Consider the following 16,873-nt stretch of genomic DNA (forward strand, 5'->3'; position numbering starts at 1 on the left):
TCCGCTATCCTATACCAGAGGCTTGAGCTTGGGCTACCCCATCTGAGTAGGACACAAAAATAGAAGGGGGTAGAGCGATCGCGTAAGTCCCACAGACTACAGCCTTGAACCCTGCTAATGGTAATATCATTTTGACAGGGTAGCTTCCCCAACACAGAATGCAGCAATTGAAAAAAGTTCTCCTTCTCTTCCGAGATTCTTGTCGGGACAACTCATTTATGGGTGCCATCGAACAGATTGAGGGACTCGTCTCCAAGATTTTGTCCATAGTGATGATTGCCGTCATACTAGTGGCAATGTTTGACCTGGTTGTCGTCCTCTCCAAACAATTGCTAGTTTCGCCCTACGGCTTCTTTAACCAAAGCTTATTTGAAATTTTTGGGCTATTTTTAAATGTCCTAATTGCCCTGGAAATTCTAGAAAATATCACTGCCTATCTCCGTAAGCACGTTGTTCAAGTTGAACTCGTTATCGTTACCTCTTTAATTGCCGTCGCCCGGAAAATTATTATTCTCGACCTCAAAGGAACCGAAGGCAGCAAAATTATAGGATTAGCCGTCGCAATTCTTGCTCTCTCCATCAGTTATGGAATTATTCGCAGTACCAATGCTAAAAAACCCCATTAACCAGTGGGAATTAGCGCCCTCACCCCCAACCTCTCTCCTACAGGACGTAGCTTGCTTCTCCGAAGGAGTGGGGAGTAGGGAATGGGACTGTACCTCATGTAAGTGAGAACTGCTATAGCGATCGCAAAACTCTATGGAGGACGCTTAGGTTATGCCAAGCCAGGTGACGAAGGATAATCCTCACCCGTTAACTTTAATTGTACCGACTGACTTAACCAATGGCTCCCAGTAGCTGATAAATCAGCGAGTTAATGATACCGAGGGCAATAGCTCCAATTAAAGCACTCCAAAATCCCCAGCGCAATCGAAATCCCTGTACCAAATAAGCCGCCAAGCCAAAAACAATCGCATTCAGAATAATCGCAAATAAGCCAAAGGTAAGAAAAGTAATGGGGAAGGCTAAAAACCCCAGGATTGGACGCAAAAAGGCATTTAAGAGTCCAAAAACCACTGCCGACCATAAGGCTTTCTGAAAACTGTCAATTTCGACACCCGTGGGCAGTTTGGAAATAATGAACAAGCTAACAGAGGTAACTAGCCATGCAATGATCAGACTAACTAGATCCATTTGCGTAACTCCCGCTCTTCACTACCCCTATACATTAAACCGAAATAGCATCACATCTCCTTCCTGCACAACATATTCTTTACCTTCCGATCGCACTAACCCTTTTTCCTTTGCTGCATTCATTGAACCAGTCGTCACCAAGTCCTGATAAGCCACTGTTTCGGCTCGAATAAAGCCCCGCTCAAAGTCGGTGTGAATGGTTCCTGCGGCTTGAGGGGCTGTCATGCCAGTTTTGATTGTCCAAGCGCGAGTTTCCTTGGGTCCAGTAGTTAAGAAAGTCCGTAAGCCCAACAGTTCGTAGGTAGCGCGAATCAGGGATTTGAGTCCCCCTTCCGTTACACCTAGAGATTGCAAATAGTCAGCGCTTTCTGCCGCCGATAACTCGACAAGTTCAGACTCAACTTGAGCAGAAACCACGACAACTTCAGCTTTTTCAGTCGCTGCCACTTGCCGAACTTGCTCCACCCATTCATTACCCGTTGCCAAGTCATCTTCAGACACGTTAGCCGCATAGATAATCGGCTTGGCAGTCAGCAATTCCAAGGGCTTCACCAACTCAGCTTCTTCTGCCGTTAAGTTAATATTCCGCGCCGATTTGCCTTCATTGAGTGCCGCACTCAACTTTTCCAATGCTCCCAGTTCTACCTGAGCGTCTTTACTCGAACGCGCCTGCTTGCGAGTGCGTTCCATCCGGCGCTCAACTTGGGATAAATCAGCTAACGCCAGTTCTAGGTTAATCACATCAATATCGCGTACTGGGTCAACGGAACCCGCAACATGGATAATGTTCTCATCGTCAAAGCAGCGTACCACATGGACGATCGCGTCCACTTCCCGAATATTGGCTAAAAATTGGTTGCCCAATCCTTCCCCCTTACTCGCACCTTTGACTAACCCAGCAATATCGACAAACTCAATGCGAGTTGGCACAATTTGCTCGGAGACAGAAAGCTTGGCGAGAACCTGCAACCGTTCATCCGGTACGGCAACAACGCCGACATTCGGCTCGATTGTGCAGAATGGGAAGTTCGCCGCATCCGCCTTAGCATTGGCAACCAGGGCGTTAAATAATGTAGATTTACCTACGTTGGGCAGTCCAACAATTCCGGCTCTTAGCATATTCCGTGTAAAAATCAGTGGTGTTAGCAGGAGTCAAGTGTAGAGACGCGATAGATGACGTCTGTTATATCTTCAACATTTCAGATAAGGGTTTAAGGATATCGGAACATGGTTAAAATTATCGGTCGCAAAGCCTTGGGTACTCAATTAGTCTATGACATTGGCGTGGAGCGCGACCATAACTTTATTTTGGCAAATGGGCTAGTGGCTTCCAACTGCTTCAACAAATCTCACTCCACCGCTTACGGTTACGTCACTTATCAAACCGCTTATCTAAAAGCTAACTATCCGGTTGAGTACATGACAGCGCTGCTGACGGCTAGCAGTGGCAATCAAGATAAGGTGCAGAAATACATCGCCACCTGTTCAACAATGGGGATTGATGTGTTGCAACCGGATATCAATCGTTCGGATATCGATTTCACTCCCTTATCCGGCAAAATTTTGTTTGGGCTATCGGCAATCCGGAATTTGGGGGATGGGGCGATTGACTGTATTTTAAAAGCTCGTGAGAAGGATGGTGCGTTTCAGTCTCTAGCCGATTTGTGCGATCGCGTAGATTTGCGAGCTGTCAATCGCCGTGCGCTAGAATCGCTAATTTACTGCGGTGCTTTTGATAGCATCGAACCCAATCGACACCAACTTATCAAAGATTTGGATGTAGTCATCTCTTGGGCGCATGATCGGGCGAAGGATCGAGAAAGCGGTCAGATTAACATTTTTGATTTCCTGGAAAACACCAGTGGCAGTCAAGAGGAGAATGGCGAGGCGTGGAAATCTGCCCCCAAAGCGACTGGGGTTAATGATTTCTCGCGTCAGGAAAAATTACAACAAGAAAAAGACTTACTGGGATTCTACATCTCTGACCATCCCCTCAAATCTGCACGCCAAGCGACTAAAGTCCTTTCTCCCATTAATCTCAACGAGTTGGGCGAACAGAGCAAGCGAACCCTTTTAAGTGCCATTGTCATGCTCAGTGAGGTTAAGCACCACCTCTCGAAAAAAAGCGGCGAACGTATGGCATTCGTACAGATGGAAGATTTGACGGGTCAAGCCGAAGGCGTTGTTTTCCCCAAAACTTACAGCCGCATTGAACAACTCATCCAAACCGACGCTCGTTTGATTGTCTGGGGCAAAGTCGATGAGCGAGATGAAAAAATTCAAATGATTATTGAAGATGCCGAGCCGATTGAAAATGCACAAATGGTGATTGTAGAACTGATGCCCCAGGGAGTTAGTACCAGTGAACTCAACCGTCTTAAAAGTGTTCTTAAAGAACAATCTGGGGAGAGGAATCAGGCAAAAGTGCCAGTGTTGGCAAGGGTAACGGCATCAAACCAAAGTCAAGTTGTGCGCTTTGATTCTAAATATTGGGTGGGGGATTATATAGAGACTGTTGCAGCTCTTACTAGGGAAGGCTTTTCTGCTCATCCTGTGCCCCTGACGGGGGGGTAAGTTTTTCCTAAGCTGAATGTCTCTGAAATTATCGCTCTTCTGTCAAAGTGGGCTGAAACTAAAGAGCGATAGCAATTCGGATAGGTCAAAAATAACGATGTAGTGGCTGCCATAGTTGATCAACCCTACCTCCAGAGTTATTTTGCCTACTGTCTCCCTTATAATAAGGAGAAACAGTCAACTTGTATCAAGTGGAGCTGCAAACCTAAGTATGTGCTGTGAGGGGATACAGCAATATCCCCCAACAACCTAAAGCTCCACTGAGTGTGGCAAAAGCAGAAATCAACCCTTCAGGTTTTTTGTCACAGGCTGACTCGTTCTGAACAACAAAAAGCTATGCTTCCCCGCTCTGGGTTTGGGTGCTTTCTTCACCTTACCCGCAGAGATTGGGGAATCTCTTTTTGATTTTCTACAAACATCACTCGTTCCAACTGATGAGCAATTTCTGCCTTAGTGTATCTCAAAGCCAATTTATTTTATAGAAGTTGCTTTCTTTCTATACCAACTCCAGGCTCCAAGACCCAAGAGAACCTGAATCACCAGCAGAGCAATCGTTAACAATCAACTGCCAGCTACCAGCCGATGAGAGTCCCTTCAATACTGACAAGGGTTGAAGAGGAGCATAGCTGCCGCTGGGGATAACATCATTTTCTGCTGCCACAGCATCAAAGTTACCCTTAAAGGTGTCACTAAAGCTGTAATTGCCGTTGAGGTCGCTGCTATAGCCACTGGAAGAAAATTGGGGTTGCCCCGGTCGTCGCAACAAATCAACGACAGTACCGGTTTCTATGTGACGCAAACGCACAACGATATCACCCACCCAAGTATGTTCTAAATCGTTGAGGGTAACGGTGACACTAGAGACTTTGAAGTTATCAGCAACAACAATTTCATCTTGGAAGCTACCCATCCCATCAGGGATGATGCCCCCACGACCCACAAACGTTGCAATACTAACTGTAGAAGTTGCACTGTTAGCCAATTCAACTTCTACAGTAGCGGTTGATGCCTGGTTCATGAGCTTAGACATAAGTTAATGGCTCCGAAAACTAAAGGTTGACAAAAGTAAAACTTGATTGAGCGATCGCGAAATCAATGGTTAAGAAAATTTACGCTTTGTTTGCTTTGGCTTTTTAGCTTTGCTATAGATGCGACCCTGACTTTTCTTTAATTTCGCCATCAGACAATACTCTCCTCTTGATTAATAATGGCATTGTTTTTGCTTTTCATCTAGTCCCTCCGAGATATCTTTACTGAAATAAAACAATTGAAATCTTTTATCGATTTAGCTCTAATTTCTCTGAATTCCTTTTCAGGCAAGGTTTTTATCTGACACAAGAAATAGAGGGTTTTTAAATCTTTATGTGAATTTTATGTAAAGTTACTTCAGCTATAACTTTGTTTAATCTTTGCCTAAAGGGTAAAAACTTGTACCAAAAACTACTTCGACTTTTCGGCTAAGTTGTCCAAAAACAAGCTCAAAAACCTGCCCCAAAATAGCTTTAAGGAAGTCAACAAAGCTAATCAGTCTTGGTTGTGTTAAGTTTAAACCTTTATTTTGTAAATTTCATTCTTTTTTAGTAAAGATTTGTTTCAATCGACTCCAAAATTTGTTTTCTACGTCCCACTTTTTCAATGAACCCACTGACCCTTTCCCCTCTAATTGATTGACTTTAATCTGTTTTTGATGCAGGTTTTCTAGAATCAGTTGTGGTGTCTCCAACTCGTGTCAAGTTAACAACCCGTCTGAATTGAAACCGGAGTTAACTTATTGCCGGGGTTGGCTCCGCAATACAGAACCTAAAACCATTTCAAACCGAACGCCCCACCCTTTGTCGCTACACTAGCTGTAGGGGTTTACAACAAATTGAAAACGCTATATATAAGATTGACCTATGGATTTCCTACTCTTTGTACAGTCAGTAGGGGGTCAAACACTGTATATAGTGTTTACGCAAATGATGGGAATTCTGGGAGAAGTGAACTTTGGTGTGACACGTAGAAGAACGGATTCAGGCTAAAGCTAGAGAAAGACACGGGTCAGTCTCTTGCTAGCTGCTGGTATACCTTCCTATCTGTCATACACTGGTATGACAGGTATTACACCATGTTGAATATTATTTCAATTCGCTAACTTAGGCAACTCTTTGTCTTGCTTAATTCCATCTTTTTTAGGTTAAGATTTGTTAAGCAAGTCAGCAAGGTATCTCAGACAATCGGTAAGAACCACAATAGATAAAAAGGCTCCCCTTGGGAACCCCTGCTTCTAGCTTAACGACTACCTAGGTTTGCGTTCACATCTATTAACAAAATTTTAACAATCCCAACGAAATTTGCGGCGCTTCCTACCCTATCCCCTCGAAAAGACAGAACTGGAAACGCCGCTTGGCTTGCTTTTAAGGTCGTTTTTTATTCTGCTGTTGCTAGTTCGGTATTACCAGAAGAACGACGGCGTGTCAAGGTATTGAAGAGCATTTGACCAATAGCTTTGATCAAGTTACCCTCCAGTTCATTGAACAGTTTCATATTCATGCCAAAGGCCGCATTTGCTTCGTCAACAATGCGATCAGCCGTTGCTTGATCGATAGGTAAATCGTTCAGGGCTTGACGATACTCATCCTTGAACGCCTTCTCATCGGGAATCTCTTGGAATTCATAAAAGGCAGTACCCTCGCCATCGGCTAAATTCATGGCTCGTTGGGCAATCTTTTTCAGAATCTGCCCACCTGACAAGTCTCCTAGGTAGCGCGTGTAGGATTGGGCAACTAACAGTTCAGGTTCTGACGCCGATACTCCCTGAATTCTCTGGATGTAGGCTTGAGCTGCGGGTGAAGGCTTGACTTCCTCACGCCAATTGGAACCGTAGTAGTAATACAAGTCTTGCTCTAAGCTCTTTTTCCGGTTGAGTTCTGGAAAGTATAGTTTAGAGAGGACTGGGTGCGTGCGGTGGCGCTCCATCTCTTCTTCGATTGCCGAGTAGACGAAATAGAGGTTGCCAACTAGCTTCCGGTAAGAGTTTTTTTCAACGACTCCTTTTAAAAAGCATTTGACAAACCCAACATTTTCTGCCATCGTGTGGGCTTTTTTAGTACCCTCACGCAGTTGGGTGGCTAAATTGCTACTCATGCTAAATTTCCTGTCCCTAACGTTGACGACTAGTGTCTTTTGCTTAACAAAAACGTAAAAAACGTTTCAAATGCTTAGAGTAAACTGATTTGATGAGAGATGCTGTTAAGAATTCTTACACCAACGTGTTGGGGGAGCTGGGGAGTAGGGGAGCAGAAAAGAGAGTTCAGTTGGAGTCGTGTGAAGTTTTTGCTTTTCTTCTAAATGTCACTCTTGTAACACAGTCTTGGAAACAATACGGGTTTTCTTACGATCGGCTTCTGAGAGTTCTTCCCCAGCTTGTAAGCGAGTGGCATTGGTTTGCAGGACGGTGGCGGCTCCATTGTCTCCCATTTGAATAGCAGTTTTAGCAGCCGTTTGTAGCATTGTGGCGGCACCAGCCCGATCGCCTTGTTGCAATTTGGCTTCGGCAATTTGAGTTTGTCGATACTTGGCTAACGCCAGAATGGATTTTTGTACGTCTGTATTGGTAGCGGCTTGATAAACACCCTGAACGTTGGCTTCAACCGTTATTAGTTCAGACAGCAATCCTTCTTGGCTGGTGGTAGGGTCATCGTATATGATTTGCAGGTTAGCGATCGCTTGACGACCCTGAGACAGTTGACCAATATAAAGGTTAGCTAAAATCACCCGCTCGGCATCGGTCATCAAGTCTCCCAACCGAACCATAAAGCGATCGCCTTGTTGTTGCAGGGGTAGTTCAATGGTATCAGGAGCAACTTGGGCAATGGGTTTGAGTTCGGCAAAGCGTACCTTGGGCATTAGGTCAAACAGCAAGTAAGCATTCGTCAATCCCACCGACTGAATGCGGGTAAATAAGCGTCCAAACTCTTCCACTGCTTGTTCCGGTTGTTCGATGTAACAGAGTGTCCCACTCCCGGCATCCGCAATTTTCTCGAGAATGTCTTGGTTCCAGTTAGCACCAAATCCCAAAGCGTTTAGCGTTAGTTTATAATCAACAGCCAGTTGAGCTAATTTCAGACAGCGCTTATTATCACCGTGTTCGTTCTCACCATCTGTAAGCAGGAACACCTGAGAGACACTATCCTGTTTACCCTTAGCGACTTCTTCAATCCCTAACTTCAGACCCTCATCAATCGCCGTACCCCCGTCGGCTGAAAGTTGTTGGATTCGCTGTTTAATTTTATCTAGGTCGTCAATTGCCTGGTTGGGAACCAGCACTTTAGCTCGGTGATCAAATGCTACCACCGAAATGCGATCACCAGGGTTGAGGCGCTCAATCAGTCGCACCGCTGCCTGTTTCACCGTTTCGAGGGGACGTCCGTGCATCGACCCACTGTGGTCGAGAACCAGGCATAAATTCAGGGGGACTGACCGATCTACCGAATCAGCGATCGCTCTTACCGCAATGGATAGCTGACGCTGACTGCTGGGTTGATTCCCATCAACATTAGCGTCATTGAGGGCAGGATGTAAACCAACTTTCATGCCTAAGACTCCTGAGTAAGCAAGCTGTAATCATACTAACTTCACGGAAATACACCCGTACTACGGAAACATCGAAATTCAAACTAGACAATTCCCCTGTGCAACATAAATGCAGTAAGTAGAAAGAACCGCCCCAGCCAGATTCACCAACACGCTACTATGTTTTATAAAGATAGCGCCATTATTGCAGCCCAAACACCATGAAATTACCGATTCAGGCTGTTCAATCCGCCTACTATGGTCGGTCTTCTTTCCGAACACCGCCACCGGATTTACCCTCGTTGTTGTTGAACGAGCGGATTGTCTATCTAGGTCTGCCTTTGGTGCCACAAGTCACTGAGCTTATTGTTGCCCAACTACTGTATTTGCAGTACCAAGACCCGGATAAGCCCATTAAAATTTACATCAATTCGACAGGGACTTCCCGTAACGATGGCGAGCCTATTGGCTTTGAAACAGAAGCCTTTGCCATCTGCGACACGATGAATTATATTAAACCACCGATCCATACCATCTGCATCGGTTCAGCTATGGGTATGGCAGCGATGTTGCTATCAGCAGGAAGCAAAGACTGCCGAGCCAGTTTACCCAATGCCTCAATTGTCCTGCATCAGGTCAAGAGCTACGCTCGAGGTCAAGCGACGGATATCCAAATTCGCGCTAAGGAAGTGCTGGCGAATAAGACAACCTTGATAGATATTCTATCTCGCAACACCGGTCAGCAACCGGAAAAAATTACCAAGGATATGGAGCGGATGTTGTACATGACGCCCCAAGAAGCGAAAGAGTATGGCTTGATTGATCGAGTACTTGAAAGTAATGAGGTGCCTGCGGCTGTAGCGGCTGGTGTCTCTTAAATCAAGACGTGTTAAGTCTGTTATCCTGCCGCTGCCATTAAGTTTGCCATGCCTGATTAGGCAATCGTTTCACCCCTCAATTTAGTACAATAGTTCGGAGCAAATTATGCCTATTGGCGTTCCCAAAGTTCCCTACCAGATGCCCGGATCGCAGTATACCGAGTGGATTGACATTTACAATCGTCTCTACCGGGAACGGATCATTTTTCTAGGGAAAGAAGTCGATGATGACATTTCCAACCAGATTATTGCCGTCATGCTTTATCTGGACTCGGAAGATAACAACAAAGATATTTATCTCTACATCAACTCTCCCGGTGGTTCAGTAACAGCAGGCATGGCAATTTACGATACCATGCAGCACATTAAGTCTGATGTCGTGACCATTTGCGTGGGTTTAGCCGCATCGATGGGTTCTTTTCTGCTGGCAGCCGGCAAGAAGGGCAAACGACTGGCGTTGCCTCACTCGCGGATTATGATTCACCAACCTTCCGGTGGTGTGCGCGGACAAGCTACCGATATTGAGATTGAAGCTAGAGAGATTCTGCGCATCCGACGTCAGCTTAACCAGATTTACGCTCAAAACACGTCTCAAACCATCGAAAAGATTGAAAAAGACATGGATCGTGACTTTTTCATGTCAGCCGAAGAAGCGAAGGAGTACGGATTGATTGACCGTGTCATTGAGGAAAAGGCACCCTAAGATAGATAAATTCGGTAGGGCAGTTGGTGAAGATGCTGCCTCTACACTCATCAGTGCTGTTCCTTTAGATGAAATTGGCTGATTGTTATCACTTGTTGGGTTTGAGGGAGGGAGCCTCCAGCGTTGAAATCAAAGCGTCCTATCGGCGTTTGGTACGCCAGTATCACCCGGATGTCAACGCTGGAGACAAGCTTGCCCAAGCAAAATTTATTAAGTTGACGGAAGCGTACAAGCTTCTCCTCAACGCTACTAAACCGTCTGAGAGCGATCGCAACTCCTCCCAGACGGTTGTCACTGAAAATGAACAGAAGGCAGCTAGCGTTCCGCAACCGCCGCCACCGACAACAAAGGTGACTCCTAAGCCACCACCGCTTTCTGAGGTGGAGTATCAGCTCAAATGGAATTCCTATGAGCATTTACAACAGTTGCTTAAGGAACGACGATTTGCGCGGGCTATTGCATTAGTGGAAGGGTTGGCACAGCGAATTCCTCAAGATCCGGAAGTGCGTCAGTGGCAAGCGATTACTTATCAATGTTGGGGACGGCAGCTTGTCAAGGATGGGCAGTGGCACAAAGCCAGAATTTACCTGAAAAAAGCCCTGCGTACCGACCCCCATAATCGCTCCCTTTGGGCTGAGGTGGAACGAGATTTCCGCCGCATGGAGCAGATGGTTTAGGGAGTGGCAAAAGCATAAATCACAACAAAAGGACTTATAGAGGGACGGTATACCGTATCCCTAGGGTTCCCCATTTTCAAGTTTTCATTAATTTTGCCAGGGGAAGGTTAACATTCGGTGACATTGCCGGTAATTCTGGCTAGGATAGTGGCAGTCTAAGTCTCCGAGATTCTACGGAGGTGATGAGACGCTGCTACCCATGAGGAGCTTCAAATGTGGCATCGTGATGCCGTTGTATCAGCTTTGACGCTGGCAAGTGCCATGGCTGTCAATTCTACAGCACTAGCTCAAAACGTTGACATTCCATTCACGGCTAATGTTCCCATTCAGGTGAACTTTGGAAATGTTGTCTCGGGTATAGCGGAGACAACGACGGTTGGTAGTTCTACTCAACTACCAAATGTTATTGAATCGGTCACTCCGGCTACGGTTACAGTGCAGTCTAATACCCCTGCCACTCTGACCATTTCGCCGCCTCGCCTAATATCTGGGTCAACACCCGATCCGGATGAAACAAAGCATATTACGTTTTTCAGCTTTGGCTCACAAAATGTGACGGTTGATACAACAGATGTTACAGTTAATCTCCCGGCTGGAATTAGCGATTTAGAGCTAGATATGCGTGTGGAAAGACCTGTGCCATTTCCGGCTGGAAGTTATGACTATGCAGTGACTCTGACCGTTACGCCGTAACCCGCTTTCTTTGTGAGGGTTGGGTTAGACGTGCATTACCTTTAGGAGGAATTTTCAATGATTCGTCGTTTACTCTTAACATCCGGACTCGTGCTGGCTGGTGCAGTCGCTTTCAGTCCGAAAGCGTTGGCTCAATCCGTTGATGTCATGTTTGAAGGGAATATTGGTCCTGAGTGTAGTTTTGCAGCTCCTGTGCCGGGTACGTTAGTGTATGCTGGGGGACCACAAACAAATCCTGGACCTCTATCTGGACCGATTACCTCTGATGCACCAGGAGGCGTATCGGGTAAGGTTGATGTTTCCTGTAATACACCAGGGGTAGATATTCAAATTAGTGATGCTCGCTTTGTGTCATTCACTCCCACCAATCCCGATCCTGGTGCCCCTCCCTTACCTCCAGGTGCATTTGGGAGTCCTTTGGAGGTAAGGGCAAGAGTTCCAGGTGCGCAGACATTCTATTTTGGTTCTGCTGAAGGTGGTGGTACTCCCAGTCCATCCATGGCACTTTTTCCTATTCCTCTTGCTCCTAACCAACCACTTCAGCAAACAGTGGAAGTGGATATGTCGGTTGACACCCCAAATCCAAAAGCAGGAATCTACACCTATAAAGCGACTTTAACCATCGTGCCGTAGGAGATTCGTACTTTGTTAGCAGGGGGCGACCAAGCACGATGGCTAGGACGATAATCGTTATGTAGTAGCCCTGGTTGACTGACAAAACTTAACCCCCTCATCCCCTTCGCCCCTTCTCCCACAAGGGGCGAAGGGGAGCCGGAAGAGTTGAAGCCTCTCAAAGTCCCTCTCCCGCTTTGGGAGAGGGATTTAGGGTGAGGGCAAAGGACTTTTGTCAGTCAATCAGGTAGTATCCACGGGTCGCCCCTACCTTTTGTTACTAAATAACTTAATGAATAAGACGGCTATGGCTCTGGGTTCTAATTCTGTTGTCGCAGCAGCTTCCCGCATCAGTAGCTGGGCATTATTATCCGCTGCCTTGCTTTGCGGTAGTGCAGCTCAAGCCCAGATGAGAATATCGCCATTAGTTATTGAGGCGCAAGCGAATCGCGGTCAAGCTCAGGGTATTATTAATGTCACGAATAATAGTAACGAACCGTTTCGCGGTCGCGTCTATGCTGAACCGTTTACTTATGGGGATAATGGCTTTCAAAGCCTAACATCTAGCCCCAGCGACCTGACTCCCTATCTACAATTTTCACCCAGAGAACTCACTGTACCACCAGGAGTGACGCGCCGGATACGCCTGATTACTCGCTTTCCGCCTAGTTTGCCAGAGGGAGAATATCGAGCGGTTGTTTTTACAGAAACCCTACAAGAAACCACAGATAGCAGTGGTAATAGTGTAGCCCTGACTGCAAGAATTGGCACTACAGTTTATGTGCGTCAGGGAGATTTATCCCCGAATCTAGCCGTGGAGAGTGCTAGCTGGAATCCTGAGCAAAAAAAGATACAGCTACGAGTACAGAATACAGGACAGGCATCGGCTCGACCTGCTGTGAGTTGGACGTTGCAACAAGGAAACACAGAAGTTGAGACAGGTACTCTTGATCCAACGGGTATTGTAGCTGAGAGCGATCGCAATTTCCTCTTAAATTATTCGGCTCAAGGTCAACCTGCACCGACTGCTGGAAAATATCAACTTACGGGTGAGTTAGTTTGGGCTCAAGGGGATAATCAACGTACTCAACCGTTCAGTGTTAATCTGACGATTCCGGCAAATTAACACTGATAATCCACCAGCCAATTTACTCCCTACTCCCCACTCCCTAAAATCTAAACTTTTAATCCCCAATTCCGCCCATTCCTCCCATAGAACCCATTCCTAAAACCATCCCAATTAAAAACAGTGCAAAAATCAACGCCAGCAAAGCCGCAAAACTGCCGACAATCACCCAGGATGCGATCGCCCAAAATCGCTGATGCCGTTTAAAATCTTTAATACTCCGCCATCGTCGGCTTTTCCAAGCCCACTCATTACCCTTAACACCCAAAACCACACCCACAATAGGCCACGTCGTTCCGAAGGTGACAGGCAAAGTGATAAGACTCAGATCAGCCCAAGAAATTAGTCCCACCCATACCTGATTAGTCAAACACCAGAAACCCGGTAGCCAAAACGCCCCCCAGTTCCAACCTTTAATCTCATCGGGTACTTTAAACGATTCATCAAAGATATGCCCGGTACCAGAATCGTTCGTAGGTGCTGACTGATTAGGGATTTCCTGTAAATCTGCGGCAACAGTATTTGTGAGTTGGGTTGCTGGGAAACCAGACGGTGCGGCGGGTAGCTCTTGTAGAAGTTCATCAACGGACTGGAAGCGATCGCAAGGTTGCGGTGCCAGCATACGATGGAGAATGTTACTCATTGGCTGGCTGAGGTTCAGTTCTTGCATCCAGCGCCACTCTAATGTATTTGGATCGAGCAGTTCTGGAGGCTGTTTACCAGTCATCAAAACCAGTATCGTGACACCCAAGGCATACAAATCGCTGTGAGGGGCAACAATACCGAGGCGTAGCTGTTCGTCTGGGGCATAACCCACTTTACCCAAACGAGTTCCGCTGCTAGAAACAGAAGAATTAGTTTCCCTGACAACAGTCGTCACGGCTTTCAAGGTAACTTGCGCCACACCTCCCAAATCAATCAAAATCGGCAATCCATCGGCAGTACGGCAGATAATATTATCAGGAGCAATATCCCGGTGAATGATACCGTAGGAGTGAAGGTAACTCACCACTGGCAGCAGTTGCTGTAATAGCTGTACTATTTCAGCTTCGCTTAAGGTTTGCCCTGCTGCGAGGCGTTCTTCTAATAAAACCTGATAAGTTTTGCCTTCAATATAATCTTGCACTAAAAACAGCCGTTTTCCCTCTCGAAAAAATTCCCAGAATCGGGGAATCTGCGGTGATGACAGTTTGTGCAATATTGCCGCTTCTCGCTGAAAAAGTTCCTCTGCTTTTTGGAGAATGTATGTTTCCTGAGTCGCAGGTGTTAGTTCTTTAATGGTGACTAAATCATTAAAGCGTCCTGTGTCTTCAGCGAGGTAGGTTCGGCTAAACCCTCCCCGCCCTAGGGGATGGCAGATAATGTAGCGATCGCGCAATCGAGTTCCGGGGGTTAAGTTGCCACCAGCTAGACTAGGTTTGGGTAGTGTAGCACCGCAGCGAGAACAAAAACGCGCATCACGGGGATTGGTTTGCTCACAGCTCGTACAAGCAATCGAATTCATGAAAATACTCTCGCTTACTATCGATGTGTCTAATCTCGCTGCTGCCAGACTACTGAACGATATTCCTCAATTTTAGCTAGACCAGCACAGCGAAAATTTCCTACCAGTTCTTTACTCCCCACTCCCCACTCCCCCTTCATCTAACCTGCCTCAGTTACAAGAGTACGCCTCTAACTCTCCAGGAAGATGCGATCGCCTTTTTCCTCTGTCTAAATAAGGATGTTGGTATAGGCGATCGCAGTCCTATGAATAGCCTCAATCCTTTCCTGATTCAGCCAGAAACAACCGGCAGATATTTAGTCTTGCTGCCTGAAGATGAGATTGAAGCAGGTATGCAAACCCTACGGGATTCTGCTGGCATCAGTAGCGTTGCCAGAACAGCAGAGAGTGAAGGCAACGCTTTACCCCCAGAACAGCTACAAGGTGCAGATACCGTAGTTTTCGACCAACTCGGCGTTGCCGTTGTCACCCTAGAACCGGAACAACTGCGATCTATCAACGCCGCCACTACAAACACCAGTCCAATTCTCGCTCTCGAACCCGAACGGGTAGTCTACGCCTTGAGCGATATTCAACCGGGGCGCATGGGGCAACCCCCCTCCAGTGCGCTGACTCATTTTTCTGCCGATTACCTGCGCGGATATCGGGATGCCGTTGTTCATCTAGTCGATAACTTGCTGGGTGAACAAGCTGAGGCTTTAGTAGCCCCCCTTAATGAAGTTGAAACAACCTGGGGACTGCAAGTGACAAAGGTTGTAAACTCACCGATAGGCGGTCGTGGGATTCGAGTTGCAGTTCTAGATACTGGGTTTGACTTTACCCATCCCGATTTTACTGGACGCTCGATTATCGGCAAGTCTTTTATCCCGAATGAAGATGCTCAAGACGGCAATGGACACGGCACCCATGTCATCGGTACTGCCTGCGGTTCTTTGAGTCCCCCGATTCCACCTCGTTACGGGGTTGGCTACGAAACCGAAATTTATGTGGGCAAGGTTTTGAGCAATCAAGGCAGTGGGTCAGATAGTGGAATTTTAGCAGGTATTGAGTGGGCAATTAGCAATGGTTGTCAGCTCATTTCCATGTCTCTTGGAGCACCTGCCGTTTTGGGTCAGCCCTATTCTAGAGTATTTGAGCAAGTGGCTCGCCGCGCCTTACGCCGGGGAACGTTAATTATTGCAGCAGCGGGTAACGAAAGCGATCGCCGTACTCGTCTTGTTAACCCTGTCGGGCATCCTGCTAACTGCCCGTCTATTATGGCAGTTGCCGCTATTGATCGCCAGTTGCAAGTCGCCTTTTTCTCCAATGGCGGACTCAATCCCTTGGGTGGACAAATTGATATCGCTGCGCCCGGAGTTGATATTTACTCTAGTTGGCTGATGCCCCTCCGCTATCGCACAATCAGCGGCACTAGTATGGCAACCCCCCACGTTAGTGGTATCGCTGCCCTCTACGCCCAGACAATGGGAGCCACAGGACAAGAACTCTGGAACCTGCTCATCCAGACAGCTTTGCGCCTCCCCCTTCCGGCAACAGACGTGGGTGCTGGCTTAGTACAAGCACCGGTTGATGTGTGCTAGAACATCGGTTGAGTACGGTGCAGCAGAAATTCACCTTCTGTCTTCTGTCTTCTGTCTTCTGCCTTCTTCACCCTAGCCCCTGTGATTCCCATGTCCAAGATAAATGTGTCAGTTTCCCTTGATGACGAGCATATCGATCAAATACTTGAAGTTGCTCACAACTTAGAGTCTGCTGGCATGAAGGTTGAGAATATGATGTCTGGGATTGGAGTTCTAACGGGTTCGTGTGACTCGGAAAAAATCGAGGTACTGGCTCGAGTTGAGGGAGTCTCGGCAGTTGAACCAGAACGACGAGTTCAAATCGCACCACCGGAGTCGGAAATCCAATAAATTGAGTCTGGTTTTTGGCATTGACTGGCGACAGTTTGTTCCGGTAAAGAAATGGCTGAAGCGATCGCAAGCGAAGCTCACCTTGCTAGAATCAACGCAATACTAACTCCGTCCGACCAAGCTAAATACAGAGGGTGACATGAGAACATTTCGCAATATGTGTGATAACCAGAAAGACTCCTCACCGAACGATTCTGGTTCGATTCCCAATAAAGATTTGAAAGCAAGCGCCTACAGTATGGACGCTTTAATTCCAGGCTTTTACTCTTGGTTTAGTCCACTTCACCTCTATGGAGGTGGCAGTGAGGCAGAAGAAACTGATCCAGGTATGCTCCCTAGTTTTGGTGGTACGGCGCTAGTTTTACCCACGTATCGGATATTCCACACCTATCAGGGTGACTTCGACCCTCGATAAGCGTGTAGTTACTGAAGAGCTAGACTCAATAAC

The 16,873-nt window shown here is 46.7% G+C and carries 18 protein-coding genes; 11 read left to right on the forward strand and 7 right to left on the reverse strand.

What is annotated here, in order from left to right:
- Window positions 1-4: 4 nt before the first annotated feature.
- Window positions 5-130: a hypothetical protein gene (locus IQ257_RS30625; protein WP_265584437.1), complete on the reverse strand. Its 126-nt coding sequence runs from the start codon at window positions 128-130 to the stop codon at window positions 5-7.
- Window positions 131-218: 88 nt separating this feature from the next.
- Here IQ257_RS30625 and IQ257_RS03405 point away from each other — a divergent pair, with 88 nt between their 5' ends.
- Complete coding sequence (locus tag IQ257_RS03405) at window positions 219-626, forward strand: phosphate-starvation-inducible PsiE family protein (protein WP_228060385.1); 408 nt, start codon at window positions 219-221, stop codon at window positions 624-626.
- Window positions 627-837: 211 nt separating this feature from the next.
- Here IQ257_RS03405 and IQ257_RS03410 read toward each other — a convergent pair whose 3' ends face one another.
- Together IQ257_RS03410 and ychF are read right to left on the reverse strand one after the other, a co-directional pair.
- Entirely contained in the window at window positions 838-1,194 is a 357-nt protein-coding gene (locus tag IQ257_RS03410) for a phage holin family protein (protein WP_193872058.1), read from the reverse strand.
- A 27-nt stretch (window positions 1,195-1,221) separates the two neighbouring features.
- Window positions 1,222-2,313, reverse strand: coding sequence for a redox-regulated ATPase YchF (gene ychF, locus IQ257_RS03415; protein WP_193872059.1), 1,092 nt, complete (start codon window positions 2,311-2,313; stop codon window positions 1,222-1,224).
- 108 nt (window positions 2,314-2,421) lie between these two features.
- Here ychF and IQ257_RS03420 point away from each other — a divergent pair, with 108 nt between their 5' ends.
- Window positions 2,422-3,768: an OB-fold nucleic acid binding domain-containing protein gene (locus IQ257_RS03420; protein WP_193872066.1), complete on the forward strand. Its 1,347-nt coding sequence runs from the start codon at window positions 2,422-2,424 to the stop codon at window positions 3,766-3,768.
- Window positions 3,769-4,264: 496 nt separating this feature from the next.
- Here the strand turns inward: IQ257_RS03420 and IQ257_RS03425 are convergent, their stop codons facing one another.
- The 3 genes from IQ257_RS03425 to IQ257_RS03435 form a co-directional block, all read right to left on the reverse strand.
- Window positions 4,265-4,798: a proprotein convertase P-domain-containing protein gene (locus IQ257_RS03425; RefSeq protein WP_193872068.1), complete on the reverse strand. Its 534-nt coding sequence runs from the start codon at window positions 4,796-4,798 to the stop codon at window positions 4,265-4,267.
- Between the two features lie 1,379 nt (window positions 4,799-6,177).
- Entirely contained in the window at window positions 6,178-6,894 is a 717-nt protein-coding gene (locus IQ257_RS03430) for a heme oxygenase (biliverdin-producing) (RefSeq protein ID WP_193872070.1), read from the reverse strand.
- A 207-nt stretch (window positions 6,895-7,101) separates the two neighbouring features.
- On the reverse strand, window positions 7,102-8,343 hold the full coding sequence (locus IQ257_RS03435) for a vWA domain-containing protein (RefSeq protein ID WP_193872072.1): 1,242 nt from the start codon (window positions 8,341-8,343) through the stop codon (window positions 7,102-7,104).
- 200 nt (window positions 8,344-8,543) lie between these two features.
- Between IQ257_RS03435 and IQ257_RS03440 the strand changes: the two genes are divergently transcribed.
- From IQ257_RS03440 to IQ257_RS03465, 6 genes are all read left to right on the forward strand, one after another.
- The gene (locus IQ257_RS03440) at window positions 8,544-9,200 is read left to right on the forward strand and encodes an ATP-dependent Clp protease proteolytic subunit (protein WP_193872074.1); all 657 of its coding nucleotides are present in this window, start codon (window positions 8,544-8,546) and stop codon (window positions 9,198-9,200) included.
- A 106-nt stretch (window positions 9,201-9,306) separates the two neighbouring features.
- Complete coding sequence (locus IQ257_RS03445) at window positions 9,307-9,903, forward strand: ATP-dependent Clp protease proteolytic subunit (protein ID WP_193872076.1); 597 nt, start codon at window positions 9,307-9,309, stop codon at window positions 9,901-9,903.
- A gap of 68 nt (window positions 9,904-9,971) precedes the next feature.
- On the forward strand, window positions 9,972-10,580 hold the full coding sequence (locus IQ257_RS03450) for a J domain-containing protein (protein WP_193872078.1): 609 nt from the start codon (window positions 9,972-9,974) through the stop codon (window positions 10,578-10,580).
- Between the two features lie 213 nt (window positions 10,581-10,793).
- Window positions 10,794-11,273: a hypothetical protein gene (locus IQ257_RS03455; RefSeq protein ID WP_193872080.1), complete on the forward strand. Its 480-nt coding sequence runs from the start codon at window positions 10,794-10,796 to the stop codon at window positions 11,271-11,273.
- A 57-nt stretch (window positions 11,274-11,330) separates the two neighbouring features.
- On the forward strand, window positions 11,331-11,906 hold the full coding sequence (locus IQ257_RS03460) for a hypothetical protein (RefSeq protein ID WP_193872082.1): 576 nt from the start codon (window positions 11,331-11,333) through the stop codon (window positions 11,904-11,906).
- Between the two features lie 271 nt (window positions 11,907-12,177).
- A complete protein-coding gene (locus tag IQ257_RS03465) occupies window positions 12,178-13,011 on the forward strand; it encodes a P pilus assembly protein, chaperone PapD (protein ID WP_228060386.1) in 834 nt (277 codons plus the stop codon).
- A gap of 58 nt (window positions 13,012-13,069) precedes the next feature.
- Here IQ257_RS03465 and IQ257_RS03470 read toward each other — a convergent pair whose 3' ends face one another.
- Complete coding sequence (locus IQ257_RS03470; RefSeq protein ID WP_193872083.1) at window positions 13,070-14,515, reverse strand: serine/threonine-protein kinase; 1,446 nt, start codon at window positions 14,513-14,515, stop codon at window positions 13,070-13,072.
- A gap of 245 nt (window positions 14,516-14,760) precedes the next feature.
- On the opposite strand from IQ257_RS03470, the gene IQ257_RS03475 reads away from it, so the two are divergent.
- From IQ257_RS03475 to IQ257_RS03485, 3 genes are all read left to right on the forward strand, one after another.
- Window positions 14,761-16,095 carry a S8 family peptidase gene (locus tag IQ257_RS03475; RefSeq protein WP_193872085.1) on the forward strand — a complete coding sequence of 445 codons (1,335 nt, stop codon included), beginning with the start codon at window positions 14,761-14,763 and terminating at the stop codon, window positions 16,093-16,095.
- 90 nt (window positions 16,096-16,185) lie between these two features.
- Complete coding sequence (locus IQ257_RS03480; protein WP_193872087.1) at window positions 16,186-16,425, forward strand: ketohydroxyglutarate aldolase; 240 nt, start codon at window positions 16,186-16,188, stop codon at window positions 16,423-16,425.
- A 139-nt stretch (window positions 16,426-16,564) separates the two neighbouring features.
- Window positions 16,565-16,840 (forward strand): hypothetical protein, encoded by a 276-nt coding sequence (locus IQ257_RS03485; RefSeq protein ID WP_228060387.1) that lies wholly within the window; start codon window positions 16,565-16,567, stop codon window positions 16,838-16,840.
- The last annotated feature ends 33 nt before the right edge of the window (window positions 16,841-16,873 follow it).

The organism is Coleofasciculus sp. LEGE 07092 (genome assembly GCF_015207375.1).
Classification (GTDB): Bacteria; Cyanobacteriota; Cyanobacteriia; order Cyanobacteriales; family Coleofasciculaceae; genus LEGE-07092.